Annotated in this window: 13 protein-coding genes, 2 tRNA genes and 1 pseudogene; 3 read left to right on the top strand and 13 right to left on the bottom strand. The window is 33.8% G+C overall.

What is annotated here, in order from left to right:
* Nucleotides 1–5: 5 nt before the first annotated feature.
* From EF513_RS00675 to rpsB, 7 genes and pseudogenes are all read right to left on the bottom strand, one after another.
* A complete protein-coding gene (locus EF513_RS00675; RefSeq protein WP_125215493.1) occupies nt 6–305 on the bottom strand; it encodes a hypothetical protein in 300 nt (99 codons plus the stop codon).
* Between the two features lie 58 nt (nt 306–363).
* Entirely contained in the window at nt 364–1,020 is a 657-nt protein-coding gene (locus tag EF513_RS00670; protein WP_125215492.1) for a phosphatidate cytidylyltransferase, read from the bottom strand.
* Nucleotides 1,010–1,735: a polyprenyl diphosphate synthase gene (gene uppS, locus EF513_RS00665; RefSeq protein ID WP_125215491.1), complete on the bottom strand. Its 726-nt coding sequence runs from the start codon at nt 1,733–1,735 to the stop codon at nt 1,010–1,012. Before uppS ends, EF513_RS00670 begins: the two co-directional genes overlap by 11 nt.
* Before the next feature lie 7 nt (nt 1,736–1,742).
* A complete protein-coding gene (gene frr / locus EF513_RS00660) occupies nt 1,743–2,306 on the bottom strand; it encodes a ribosome recycling factor (RefSeq protein ID WP_125215490.1) in 564 nt (187 codons plus the stop codon).
* A 1-nt stretch (nt 2,307) separates the two neighbouring features.
* Nucleotides 2,308–3,033, bottom strand: a complete 726-nt coding sequence (gene pyrH, locus EF513_RS00655; protein WP_125215489.1) for a UMP kinase — start codon at nt 3,031–3,033, stop codon at nt 2,308–2,310.
* Nucleotides 3,034–3,055: 22 nt separating this feature from the next.
* Entirely contained in the window at nt 3,056–3,988 is a 933-nt protein-coding gene (gene tsf / locus EF513_RS00650) for a translation elongation factor Ts (protein WP_125215488.1), read from the bottom strand.
* A 93-nt stretch (nt 3,989–4,081) separates the two neighbouring features.
* Nucleotides 4,082–4,981, bottom strand: a pseudogene (gene rpsB / locus EF513_RS00645) (30S ribosomal protein S2); the annotation flags it as partial.
* A gap of 308 nt (nt 4,982–5,289) precedes the next feature.
* Between rpsB and EF513_RS00640 the strand changes: the two are divergent.
* From EF513_RS00640 to EF513_RS00630, 3 genes are all read left to right on the top strand, one after another.
* Nucleotides 5,290–5,955 (top strand): hypothetical protein, encoded by a 666-nt coding sequence (locus tag EF513_RS00640; protein ID WP_125215486.1) that lies wholly within the window; start codon nt 5,290–5,292, stop codon nt 5,953–5,955.
* Nucleotides 5,956–6,362: 407 nt separating this feature from the next.
* Nucleotides 6,363–6,542, top strand: coding sequence for a hypothetical protein (locus EF513_RS00635; RefSeq protein ID WP_125215485.1), 180 nt, complete (start codon nt 6,363–6,365; stop codon nt 6,540–6,542).
* A gap of 133 nt (nt 6,543–6,675) precedes the next feature.
* Nucleotides 6,676–6,924 (top strand): hypothetical protein, encoded by a 249-nt coding sequence (locus tag EF513_RS00630; protein ID WP_125215484.1) that lies wholly within the window; start codon nt 6,676–6,678, stop codon nt 6,922–6,924.
* Between the two features lie 821 nt (nt 6,925–7,745).
* On the opposite strand, the gene EF513_RS00625 is transcribed toward EF513_RS00630, so the two are convergent.
* The 6 genes from EF513_RS00625 to clpP all read right to left on the bottom strand — a co-directional run bounded on the left by EF513_RS00625 (nt 7,746) and on the right by clpP (nt 13,012).
* A tRNA-Asp gene (locus EF513_RS00625) sits at nt 7,746–7,822 on the bottom strand.
* 12 nt (nt 7,823–7,834) lie between these two features.
* Nucleotides 7,835–7,910 (bottom strand) — tRNA-Val (locus EF513_RS00620).
* Between the two features lie 97 nt (nt 7,911–8,007).
* Nucleotides 8,008–8,283: an HU family DNA-binding protein gene (locus EF513_RS00615; RefSeq protein ID WP_125215483.1), complete on the bottom strand. Its 276-nt coding sequence runs from the start codon at nt 8,281–8,283 to the stop codon at nt 8,008–8,010.
* A gap of 130 nt (nt 8,284–8,413) precedes the next feature.
* Entirely contained in the window at nt 8,414–10,873 is a 2,460-nt protein-coding gene (lon, locus tag EF513_RS00610) for an endopeptidase La (RefSeq protein ID WP_125215482.1), read from the bottom strand.
* A gap of 36 nt (nt 10,874–10,909) precedes the next feature.
* Nucleotides 10,910–12,175, bottom strand: coding sequence for an ATP-dependent Clp protease ATP-binding subunit ClpX (gene clpX, locus EF513_RS00605; RefSeq protein ID WP_125215481.1), 1,266 nt, complete (start codon nt 12,173–12,175; stop codon nt 10,910–10,912).
* Between the two features lie 201 nt (nt 12,176–12,376).
* Nucleotides 12,377–13,012: an ATP-dependent Clp endopeptidase proteolytic subunit ClpP gene (clpP, locus tag EF513_RS00600; RefSeq protein ID WP_125215480.1), complete on the bottom strand. Its 636-nt coding sequence runs from the start codon at nt 13,010–13,012 to the stop codon at nt 12,377–12,379.
* Nucleotides 13,013–13,026: the final 14 nt, after the last annotated feature.

Raw genomic sequence — 13,026 nt, 5'->3', positions numbered from 1 at the left:
TGCAATCATTTGCTAATGCTTCTTGGCCTAAGTTCTTCATAAACATAAATATCCTCTATGTGGATACTGTGTTTGCATAAAAAAGTAAAATAATTATATAAATATGATGCAAAACTAGCTATCTGGCCTTCTATCTTTAGCAGAGAGGCAAACACTTTCGGATGGCCATAAAATAGCGTGTTTATGACATTATCTATTTGAGCTGTTGCTTCATCCTCTAACTGTTCATATCTGGATAATGTTTTAATGAGCGCTAAAATTGCTTCTGAAGATGCTTTAATAGTTTTTCTGATATTAAATGTCATCTTCAGTTCCTATTTCATAAGTATTAACATTCAACTGTAGATTAAGTTGTGTGGCTCACTAAAATAAATTACCATTAGTTAAATAAAGAAGTAAAACCATTTTAGGAGCGGTAAGAATTAAACCATCAATCCTATCTAATATCCCACCATGACCTGGTATAATCTTACCGCTATCCTTAACCCCAAAATGCCTTTTAATTTTAGATTCAAGCAAATCACTAATTTGAGAATACACCGATAAAAGTGAAGTGATTATGGCTAAATTAGTTAGATTTAAATTATAAAATAATCCAAAACAAAGGCCACCGAGTAATGCAAGTAATATACCACCAAAAAAGCCACTCCAAGTTTTATTAGGGCTGATTTTAGGAGCAAGCTTAGGACCCTTTAAGGTCTTGCCAAAGATATAGCCACCTATATCGCTCATCCATACAGTAATAAACAGTAAGTAAATAAGCTTTAATCCATCTTCCTGTATTCTAATCCAAATGAGTGAGAGAGTAGGGGCAAGAATAACCAGCGCTCCAATTAAATACCAAATATTTTTTGGTTTGCCATTGCTTGAAATAATATGCTTCCATTCCATTGCCATTATTATAGCCACTATAGCTACTACAGCATTAAACCACATGCCACCTAAGTAAAATACATATAATGCAAGTGGAGCAAGAATAATAGCGGAAATAAAACGAGTAATAAAGTTACTAATATTCATTATATGCTAGCCTTCCACCAAAACGGCGTTCACGATGTTTGTATTGTTCAATAATATTTTCAAATTCACCTATAGTAATATCTGGCCACAAGGTTTGGGTAAAAAATAATTCTGCGTAAGCTGCATACCACAGCATAAAATTACTAATTCTTTGCTCACCACTGGTGCGAATTAAAATATCAACCATTGGTAGATTTGGATCATAGAGAAAATTACCAAAATTAATTTCATTTAAATTATTGATATCAAAATTACCTGCCATTACCTCATTACATATTTTTTTAGTAGCATCAACAATTTCTTCTTTACCGCCATAGCTTAGAGCTATAGTCAATTGTAAGCCATCATTTTTAGCTGTGGCTTCAGTTGCGCTTTCAATGCGGCTAGCAATATCTGAAGGTAATTTAGAGATGGCACCTATAACATTTAATTTAACATTGAGTTTGTTAAAAAATTCTACTTCGTGTTTTAAATAAAAACGCAATAGATTCATTAAATCATTTATTTCATGTGAAGAACGATTCCAATTCTCGGTAGAAAAAGCAAAGACAGATAGAAACTTAACTCCCAAAAGAGGAGCATGCTCAACTATAGCCTTTAAAGCTTGAGAACCTCTTCTATGTCCTTCAATACGTGGAAAGAAACGTTGTTTTGCCCAGCGTCCATTCCCATCCATAATCATGCCTACATGTAGGCGTTCAGTATCAAAGTGCATTTATTGTTTAAACCGTAAGAATTTCTTGTTCTTTATGCTTTACTAATTCATCAATTTTTTTGATGTATTCGTCAGTTATTTTCTGAATTTGGTCGCTTAAAGAATGCATAGTATCTTCATTGATTTGTTTATCTTTTTCTAGCTTTTTAACTTCATCCATGACATCACGTCTTACATTTCTAATAGAAACTTTGGACTCTTCTGCATATTTATATGAAACTTTGACAAGTTCTTTACGTCTGTCTTCTGAAAGCGGAGGAAGTGGAATTCTTATTAGTTGTCCTTCACTGCTGGGATTAAGACCTAAATCGGCATTGGCTATGGCTTTTTCTACTGATTTAACTGCTGTTTTATCCCAAACCTGTACGGTAAGCATCCTGGCATCACTTACTGTAACCGTAGCGAGCTGCGCAATAGGTAGCCTGTCGCCATATGCTTCAACTACGATATGATCAAGTAGGTTAGCAGAGGCCCTGCCGGTGCGAAGTCCTTTTAGGTTATGGTTAAATGAATTAATTGCACCATCCATACGTTTTTTTAAATCATTAAGAAGCTCAATGTTTTCTGTCATCTTATTCCTCTGTAATTAAAGTGTATTTTCCTTTCCCTTGCACTACTCTTGCAAAAGAACCTTGTTCTTTAATAGAAAATACTACGATTGGTAATTTATTATCACGTGCTAAAGTTATAGCAGATGCATCCATCACCATTAGATCGTCTTGAATAACTTGTTTATAATGTAAATTAGTATAATGTTTAGCATCAACATTTTTTTTAGGATCTGCTGAGTAAACCCCATCTACCTGGGTACCTTTAAATAGGGCATCACAGTTCATTTCTATAGCCCGTAAGGTTGAAGCGGTATCAGTGGTAAAAAATGGGTTACCTGTACCTGCTGCAAAAATAACTACGCGGCCTTTTTCCATATGTCTTATGGCACGGCGCCTAATATAAGGTTCACAAATAGAGGTCATAGGAATGGCTGATACTACCCGAGTGCTTGTTCCTAATGCCTCTAATGAGCTTTGTAATGCTATAGCGTTCATAACGGTGGCGAGCATACCCATATAATCAGCAGTGCTTCTTTCAATGCCAATAGCAGCAGCTGAGCTGCCACGGAAGATATTGCCACCACCTACAACTAAGCTTACTTGGATGCCTAATTTGCAAACTTCAACAATATCTTGGCAGATTCTTTGAATAGTAACAGGATCATGTCCAAATGGTAGGTTGCCCATTAATGCCTCACCTGAAACTTTAAACATAATTCTTTTAAATTTTAAGTTGTGGCTTGCCATTATAACATGATCCTTTTAAATTTTAGTTTTTAATACCAGCCATTTGAGCAACTTCATTGGCAAAGTCAGATTGTTGATGCTCTATTCCTTCACCCAGATTAAATCTTACGAATGAAGAAATTTTAACTTCGGTACCTAATTCTTTGGCTAGTTCTGCAACGGCATCTTTAATTTTAGTTTTGCCATCAATTACGAAAACTTGCTCTAATAATACAGCTTCTTCGTAGAATTTACGAACACGCCCTTCAACCATTTTTTCAATGATATTTTCTGGCTTACCGGAAGCGCGTGATTGTTCAGCAGCAATATCTCTTTCTCTTGCTACTAAGCTAGTGTCAAGCTCATCAATGGTAAGTGATTCAGGTCTGGCTGCTGCGATATGCATTGCAATTTGCTTTGCTAATTGGGATAGTTTTTCCTGATTACCAGTTGATTCAAGACCAATTAATACACCAATTCTGCCCATGTTTTCTGCAGCGGCATTATGAATATAATGGCCAACTACACCGTTTGTTACTTGTACTTGTCCAATACGACGAAGGTTTATGTTTTCACCAATAACAGCAATTTTATTAGTAATTTCTTCTTCCACTGTATTGTTATTAGTTAAACGTTCAGCTTTAATTACTTCAATATCTGTAGCTTTTGTTTTGAAAGCTATTGCTGCAATATCTGCACAAATAGTAATAAATTGATCGTTTTTAGCTACAAAATCAGTTTCCGAGTTGATTTCAACTGCTACGCCAAAGTTCCCTTCAACTTTAACAGCAACTAGTCCTTCAGCGGCAACCCTTGAAGCTTTTTTAGCAGCGGCAGCAAGGCCTTTAGCACGAAGCCAATCTACTGCTTCTTCAAAATTGGCGTTATTTTCAGTTAAGGCTTTTTTACAATCCATCATTCCTGCGCCGGTTTTTTCGCGCAGTTCTTTGATCATTTGAGAAGTAATTTCACTCATATTTTATAATCCTTTACCTAATTATTCGCTTTCGTTTACTTCAGCTTCTTCTTGGTCGGCTTTTTTAGATGATTTTTGAGTAACAGCTTTTTTATTATCACTGTTTTCTAATTTGGCTTTGGAAGCATGAGCTATAAAAGGTTTATTACCTTTTTTATCTTCTTTTGCTGCAGCAGGTTTTTTAATAATTTTTTTGGTTCTTGAAGCTTTATCTGCTTTAGCATTTTCTTGTTCATTAAGTAAATCTTCAATATCTTCCACCGCGCCTAAATCCACACCGGCGGCTACTAAGCTATCTTGGATGCCAGCAAGAGCTGCTTCTGATGCAAGACGTAAATATAATCTGATAGCACGAGTAGCATCATCATTTCCTGGGATTATATGATCAATTCCTTCAGGATTTGAGTTGGTATCAAGTATGGCAATTACTGGAATGCCAAGCTTGTTAGCTTCTTTAACAGCGATATTTTCTTTATTAGTATCGATAATAAAGAGTAAGTCAGGTAAACCACCCATTTTTCTGATCCCACCGAAAGCGAGTTCAAGTTTATCATTTTTACGGGTAAGTTCTAAAATTTCTTTTTTTGTAAGGTTTTCTAAAAACTCTTCATCCTCAAGCTTGTTGTCTGTACCTTCTAATCTTGAAATTGAAGCGGAAACTGTATTCCAGTTGGTAAGCATACCGCCAAGCCATCTATGGTTTACATAATGTTGTCCACATCTTTTAGCAGCTTCGGCAACCAATTCGGAAGCTTGTTTTTTAGTACCAACAAATAAAATACGTCCGTTGTTTTTTACAGCGTTATAAATTTGCATTAATGCTTGATGAAGCATTGGAGCAGTTTGCTGTAAATCAATAATATGGATACCATCACGCTCACCATATATGAAAGGAGCCATTTTTGGGTTCCAACGCATTGATTTATGTCCAAAGTGTACACCAGCGTCAAATAAGTCGCTAATAGAGAATTCTGGGAGATTAGTAGTAGTCATAATTTTCCTTTAATTTGTAGTTGATCCACCGCACCAGTAGTCTACTCTTAATCAAGTAGCACCACAAATTTTTGATGCGTGAGTATTTAGGCAAGTTATGCCCAAACGGCAATATAAGGAAAATTTAAATAATTTTCAATAAAAAATACGGTTAATTTTAATTTTTACTATAGTTTGCACAACAAATATTATTAAAATATTTACAAACATATAAATTTATGTTAATAAAAATAGACATATTTAAATACAAGTAAGATATAAAGATGTTATTAGCTAAAAAGAAAGTGATAAAGGGTTTAATAAAATTTTTGCATAAGCAAAGTGGAAGTATAATAACTTTTGTTCATTTTTTTGCTTTTGTTAAACATAAATGGAACAGAGATCTACTTAGATGGAAAGAAATTTGGCTAAGCACTTTGCATTATTTAAGAGATTTATTATTTTCTAAAAAATTTTTAATAAAATTGTTAAAAGCTAGGTTACAATCTAAAGTATCTGCTAGTGGCTCATTCGATAGGTCATTAGATGGTGGGTGTTCTTTATCTGTAAGCTCATTGGTAGCAAAACAAAACACGTTTATACAAGACCAGCACCGCAAGTTGGGTAATATCGGCCAACCAAGCTGCCTTTTTATTCAAAATGTTTATCGTACCGAATGGTATCAGATAAAAAATTATTATGAAAATTTTGAACTAAAATTTACAATAATTTCTTCGTCGAATATCATTAATAAACTTAATAGCCTGCTAAATGTTACCCATGATGTTACAGTAAAGAATTTAACCTCAGTTATAACCTGTACAGCTTTTGACCAAGGGGCATTCTTATCAAATAAGCAGGCTAATAATGATAATAAGCTAAGTTGTGCTAACAATTATGAACCGAATAAAATTAGGTCTATGCAAACCATAAACCTAAATCAGGTAGATAAAGTAAAAAAGAATTTAGATATTGTTAATGATAGGCATATTTAAGCTTTGTAGTATTAATGCCCTCTGCTAAGTTGTGTTAACATTTTTTAGTTCGCCACTACTATAGCTGAGACTTGATAGAAAATGATTGAATCAATGAACACGCTATCATATCTTAAGAAAATCCTTATAAAATTCTTTATGCTTGCAAAGCTTAAAAGTAAAATAATTGATGGGCTAATAGCACTTCAAATTTGTATTGAAATTAAAGATATATGGGAAGCCATTGTCATGCCAGATAAAAAACAGATTACATTAAAATTCTAGCCTAAGTTATAGCCAAATAGATTAAGAAAAATAAAACGATTGATATCTAGAATCTCTATAAAATGCTAAATTTAGCTTGGATTTAAATAAAAGGCAATGTGTGGAGTTAGTTAATCGATGGAATCAAGCTTTAGATAAACATATTGAATATTCTGAATTCCACTACGAATTATCAAGATATTGAAAATGTAAAACAACAAATTACGCTAATGCATGATTTTGATCAAAAGATAAGATGTGAGCTTGTAAAGAATTCTGTTGAGCTGCTTAACGAGGAAGAGGTAAGAGAAGTTGTTAGCAAGATGGATGAATCATACAAATAAACTGAAAGATATCTTATTAATCCATAAATGGTTAGTTATTTCAAAATTTGGAGAAGAAACCGATAGCAAAGCTTGGCTACTTGCATAACATGCCGATCATGATCCTGAGTTTTAAGCTAGTGTAGCTTTTCGTTTGCAATTGCTTTATCCCTTAGGGGAAACTGATAAAAGCAATTTCGCTTATCTTTATGATCGAGTTGCTCTTAGTTTTCCTGAATTAGAACTTAAGCAAAAATATGGCACTCAGGTAATATTAGAAAATGGTAAGTGTTGCTTGCAAGATTATGAGGGAAGTTTGCAAGATGTGGATTATAACAGAAGCGAAATGGGTTTAGAAAATGTTGAAGAGTATATTAAAAGTTTAGAAGAAATATATTTATAAGATTAGCAGAAGGAACTTTATAAAAGCTGTTAAGGATGTAGAAAAATCCTTTTTTGCTTTTTGTAAAGATGTTTTGGCTCTCAAGTCGTTGGTAAAATAGGATAAAGAACTATATTTTCTAGCTGTATAGCCATGGCTTGGGTATTAAGTAATGTTGATAAAGTAATAATATTAAATACTTATTATTCTAATTATTCTTTTAATATAGCAAAGAAGATATAAAGGCTTGTGGGTTATAACAACAAAAGTCATAATAAATAGCGCTCAATAACGCTAAGGGTTGTATGGTGTATCCCAGTTTCCATTAAATTTTTTGCTACATAGTTAAAGAATAAGGGATTTGGAGGTAAGAGGGGTGCTTTCTAGCAAAGCTTTTAAGTAATTATTTGTTAAAGAATTAATTTTATTTATCAATTTTTTGTAAAGATAAGTAAAACCATCTAATCTTTTGCTGATATATTTAATAAAATTAATCCTGAAGATTTTTATCCAGGCGAAACTAAAGGTCCACCGCGTTTATAATAAGTTTTACTTAGAGAAATTTTTATTTAGTAAGTATTTAATATTTTCAGAAATAAAATAAGTCTTGAATAATTAAGACGCAACTCCTCTGCTGATTTCTTAATGAATATCTTCTCTTTTATCTCTACTTTTCCTATTTAATATTTATAAAACTTTTTTACTTAGGTTAAATTCTCATTTTGAGACTAATGATATGCAAGGTGTAATTGGACGGTAATTATGCAGCTGGGTAGTGTAGGTAGTGCAAAGATTTGATAAAATTACAAGGGAGAATAGAAAGGGGAAAAGGTGTAAGTAAATGGCGGGAGTGACGGGACTCGAACCCGCGACCTTCGGCGTGACAGGCCGACGCTCTAACCAACTGAGCTACACCCCCTTTCTACAAGGGTGGTGGGCGATGACAGACTCGAACTGCCGACCCTCTCGGTGTAAACGAGACGCTCTACCAACTGAGCTAATCGCCCTTTAAGCCACTTAAAGTGATGCTGAATATACAGCAACTTAAAGTATATGCAAGCATTTTTTTCACCCTTGCGTGAAATTTTGCTTTAATTACTCAAATTAACCGTTAAGAGCATCTTTAAGCTTTTTTGGTGCCTTGAATTTAGGAACATTTGCAGCCGGAATGGTGATTGCAGCACCGGTTCTTGGATTTTTACCTTGTGAAGCCGCTCTATGCTTTACTGTTAAGGTGAAAAGTTCAATTATACGTACGTCTTTTTTTGCTTTAGCTGCTGCGTAAATTGCATCTACAAAAGCATCAAAAACTTTAGTGATGTCGACTTTGGTCATGCCAGTTTGTTTAGCAATTTCGTTAATGATATCGCTTTTGTTCACGTTACACTCCTACTATATATTACTCTATAAGTGAAGAATTCTCCTTATAGTCAAAAAAAATTGTAGGAATAAATTATTAAACAGTAAAATAAAAAAACACTCTGCTTAGAAAATATTTGAGAATTATTGACTAGTGTGTCAAATAGTCCTCAGTTTCGCTGCTTAATAGCTCTTTTTGGCTTCTCAAATACTCTACTTCATCCCAAGTAGTTGGATTGGTTTTTTCAGTTAAAGCATGTTTTAAGACTTCATCAACATTTTCAACAGGAATGATTGTTAAGCTGTTCTTAACATTTTCAGGGATTTCCTCTAGATCTTTGATGTTATCATGTGGAATTAAAACTTTTTTCATGCCAGCTCTTTGTGCTGCTACTAGCTTTTCTTTAAGCCCGCCAATAGGGAGCACTCTGCCTCTTAAAGTAATTTCACCTGTCATTGCCACTGAATTATCTACCGGAATATTAGTCATAACAGAAACTATAGTGGTAACTAATGCAATACCGGCTGACGGACCATCTTTAGGGGTTGCACCTTCAGGTACGTGAATATGGAGATCATGTTTTGCAAATTTAGGTGGAATAATCCCTAGCTCTAACCCTTTGGATTTAACATAACTTAGTGCAGCTTGGGCTGATTCTTGCATTACTTCACCAAGTTTACCGGTAATTTTAATACTGCCCTTACCAGGGACTAATACTGCTTCGATTGTAAGTAATTCTCCACCTACTTCAGTGTAAGCTAGACCATTAGTAACTCCAATTAGGCTAATTTTTTCTGCTTCGCTAGAAATAAATTTTTTAGGTCCTGCAAAATCTTTAAGGTTATCAACAGTAATAGTGACATTTTTAAGTTTTTTATCTACAGAAAGATTTTTCACAGCTTTTCTGGCAAGATTTGATAGTTGACGTTCTAGGTTTCTTACCCCTGCTTCCCTAGTGTAAAATCTGATAATATCTTTAATAGCATCAGTTTTAATAGTAATTTCGTTGCTAGCTAAACCATGTTCTTTAACTATTTTAGGCATTAAATGATTTAAAGCAATTTGAAGTTTTTCTTCTTCTGTATAGCTTGAAACCTGTATTATTTCTAAACGATCTAATAATGGTCTTGGTAAATTATATGAATTAGAGGTGGCAATGAACATAACATCTGATAAATCAAACTCGACCTCAAGATAATGATCCACAAAATGAGAATTTTGATTTGGATCTAATACTTCTAGTAACGCCGATGCTGGATCGCCTCTATAATCCATACCCATTTTGTCAATTTCATCAAGTAGGATGACAGGGTTGTTAACTTTAAGTTTTTTAATAGTAGAAATAATTTTACCTGGCATTGAACCAATATAAGTTCGGCGATGGCCTCTAATTTCTGCTTCGTCTCTAACTCCGCCCAATGCAATTTTACCAAATGGACGGTTTAAGCTATCAGCTATAGATTTTGCTAAAGAGGTTTTACCTACTCCTGGAGGGCCAAATAAGCAAATGATTGAGCCTTTAATTTTTTTAGTGCGGTTGTAAACGGCAATATATTCTAAAATTCTTTCTTTGGGTTTTTCGAGTCCAAAATGATCTTTGTTTAAAATAGTTTCAGCTTTCTTCACATCAGCAGTGGTTTTAACCTGTTTACCCCATGGTAACTCAATTAAAGTTTCAATGTAATTTCTAACTACCGAAGCTTCTGCTGATAATGGATTCATCATCTTCAGTTTTTTAAGTTCTGAGGTGGCTTTTTCAAGAGCTTCTTTAGAAAGTTTAGTTTTTTTGATTTGTTGTTCTAATTTATAAATTTCTTCTTTTGGATCGTCAGCTTCCGTTCCTAGTTCTTTTTCAATAGCTTTGAGTTTTTCTTTTAAATAATATTCACGATGGGATTTTTCCATTTGATTGCGAATCTTATTACTGATTTCGCGCTCAAAATCCATGATAGTAACTTCTTTATTTAAAATCTCTAAAATTAACTCAAAACGTTTTTTTAAACTGGTTTCATTAAGGAGCTCTTGTTTATCAAGCGTAGGTATTGGTAAATTATAAGAACAAAAATCAACAGTTTTTGCAGGATCTAATGATTGAGCGATAATTTTAGTTACTTCCGGATTAACTCTGCGGTTTTGTTCTGCATATAAATTAAATTGATCTTTTACCGCTCTAATTAAGGCCTCTTGCTCAACTTGCTCTATGTCGCTCTCTTGATGTATGGGATTAATATCAGCTAAAATATAACTACCATCAGCAATAATGCTCAGCATTTTAGCTCGCATCATGCCTTCTGCCAGAATTTTAACCGTGCCGTCAGGAAGCTTAATAACTTGTATAATATTGCATATTACTCCCATAGGGAATAAATCTTTGCCGGCAGGATCATTTTCTTCAGGATCTTTTTGAGTAGCTAATACTATTCTGCTATCTTTAGATTGCATGGCAGCATCAAGGGCTGCTATTGATTTTTCCCGTCCAATAATAAGAGATACTATAACATTAGGAAATACTACAATATCTCTTACAGGTACTACTGGATATAAATTCTCAGGTAATAAATTGTTTTGCTTCTTATCTTCACCTTCAGTTAGATGTAATTCTTCTGCCATAAATCAATACCCCCATTATATTTACACATAGTTTTACTAGGCTTTAGCCGCATTTTTATTGTTACTATATATTAATATAGGTTTGTTTTTTTGATTTACAACGTCTTCAGTAATAATAATTTTTTCCACATCATTTTTTGAAGGGATTTCAAACATGAGATCAAGCAGTAAATTCTCTAGTATTGCTCGTAATCCTCTAGCCCCGGTTTTACGTTTGATACCAAGATCTGCAATGGCTTTGATGGCCTTATCTTCAAATTCAAGTATCGTATTTTCCATATCAAATAATGCTTGATATTGCTTAATTAAAGCATTTTTCGGTTCAGTTAGAATTTTAATTAAACTTTCTACATCTAAATTATTAAGTGTAGCAACTACCGGTAGTCTACCTACGAACTCAGGAATTAAACCAAATTTAATTAAATCATCTGGCTCTACTTGGTGCAAATAGTGAGATAAATCCCCATCTTCTTTTGGTTTTAATTCTGCATTAAAGCCCATTGAGGATTTATTCGATTTATTTGCAATAATTGTTTCAAGTCCTGCGAAAGCACCACCACAAATAAATAAGATGTTAGAGGTGTTAATTTGCAAGAATTCTTGCTGCGGATGTTTTCTGCCACCTTGAGGAGGAACTGAAGCTACGGTACCTTCTATAATTTTAAGTAAAGCTTGCTGCACTCCTTCACCTGATACGTCTCGAGTAATAGATGGATTATCTGATTTACGTGAAATTTTATCAATTTCATCGATATACACAATACCGCGTTGTGCTTTTTCTACATTATAATCAGAAGCTTGTAGCAATCTTAATAAAATGTTTTCTACATCTTCACCAACATATCCTGCTTCAGTAAGGGAAGTAGCATCAGCTACAGCAAAGGGTACATTTAAAAATTTTGCAAGAGTTTGTGCAAGTAATGTTTTACCGCAACCGGTAGGGCCAATTAATAAAATGTTAGATTTGCTGATTTCAATATCGTTAATCTTTTTTTCTTGTGAAATTAAACGTTTATAATGATTATGCACGGCAACAGATAAAGTTTTTTTAGCTTTATCTTGACCGATCACATACTCACAAAGTTTGTTATAAATTTCTTCGGGAGTAGGGAGGGTGTCAGTAGTTTTAGTAGAATTACCTTTTTGTTCATCCTTAATGATATCTGAACATAAATCAATACATTCATCACAAATATACACGGATGGACCGGCAATTAACCTTTTGACTTCTTGTTGACTTTTGTTACAAAAAGAGCAAAAAAGACTATTATTATTTTTATCACCATCGTTATTTTTGCTCATAAGCTCTTCTCCTTACCCGCTGTAGTCATATTATGTAGTAAAATAGGTAGTAATAGTAATATATTGTCTAACAAAGAATTAACCAAATTTCTAGATAATAATGATTTATTCTGCTATTTTTGTAAACAAATAATGCTACATTTAAATTATATAATTTAAATGTAGCAAATTTAGAAATACTAAACTAGAGGAAAATATTAATTATTTGTTACTTTTTGCAAGTTCCCTTTTATCCACCACATGATCAATAATGCCAAATTCTTTAGCCTTTTCTGCAGACATGAAATTATCACGTTCAACACTAGCATCTACTATTTCAATAGGTTGTTTGGTATGCTTAACATAGATAGTGTTAAGTTTTCTTTTCATTTCTAAAATTTCACGGGCATGAATTTCAATATCTGTTGCCTGGCCTCTAAAGCCGCCTAATGGTTGGTGAATCATTACTCTTGAGTTTGGTAAAGAATATCTCATTCCTGCTTCACCGCCTGCAAGTAATAGCGAACCCATAGAGCAAGCTTGACCGATACAAAGGGTTGCCACTTTTGGCTTGATATATTGCATAGTATCATAAATTGAAAGCCCTGCAGTTACTACCCCTCCTGGAGAATTGATATACATCCAAATATCTTTATCAGGATTTTCAGATTCTAGGAATAGGAGCTGTGCAACCACTAAGCTCGCCATGTTATCTTCAACTTCACCAACTAAGAAAACGATTCTTTCTTTAAGAAGACGGGAAAATATATCGTATGAACGTTCCCCACGGTGAGTTTGTTCAACTACCATTGGAACTAACCCGGCATATTGCTCAAATTTACTGCTTATCTCTGACATATTTTCCCTCGTTT

This window comes from Rickettsiales endosymbiont of Stachyamoeba lipophora, assembly GCF_003932735.1.
Taxonomy (GTDB): domain Bacteria; phylum Pseudomonadota; class Alphaproteobacteria; order Rickettsiales; family 33-17; genus RICK01.
The sequence above is the reverse complement of the archived record's forward strand: the minus strand, read 5'-3'. Positions and strand labels throughout refer to the sequence as shown.

Excerpts from the sequence above, each read along its gene's own strand:
- EF513_RS00675 (WP_125215493.1), bottom strand. The coding sequence starts at position 305 with ATGACATTTAATATCAGAAAAACTATTAAAGCATCTTCAGAAGCAATT.
- EF513_RS00670 (WP_125215492.1), bottom strand. The coding sequence starts at position 1,020 with ATGAATATTAGTAACTTTATTACTCGTTTTATTTCCGCTATTATTCTT.
- uppS (WP_125215491.1), bottom strand. The coding sequence starts at position 1,735 with ATGCACTTTGATACTGAACGCCTACATGTAGGCATGATTATGGATGGG.
- frr (WP_125215490.1), bottom strand. The coding sequence starts at position 2,306 with ATGACAGAAAACATTGAGCTTCTTAATGATTTAAAAAAACGTATGGAT.
- pyrH (WP_125215489.1), bottom strand. The coding sequence starts at position 3,033 with ATGGCAAGCCACAACTTAAAATTTAAAAGAATTATGTTTAAAGTTTCA.
- tsf (WP_125215488.1), bottom strand. The coding sequence starts at position 3,988 with ATGAGTGAAATTACTTCTCAAATGATCAAAGAACTGCGCGAAAAAACC.
- lon (WP_125215482.1), bottom strand. The coding sequence starts at position 10,873 with ATGGCAGAAGAATTACATCTAACTGAAGGTGAAGATAAGAAGCAAAAC.
- clpX (WP_125215481.1), bottom strand. The coding sequence starts at position 12,175 with ATGAGCAAAAATAACGATGGTGATAAAAATAATAATAGTCTTTTTTGC.
- clpP (WP_125215480.1), bottom strand. The coding sequence starts at position 13,012 with ATGTCAGAGATAAGCAGTAAATTTGAGCAATATGCCGGGTTAGTTCCA.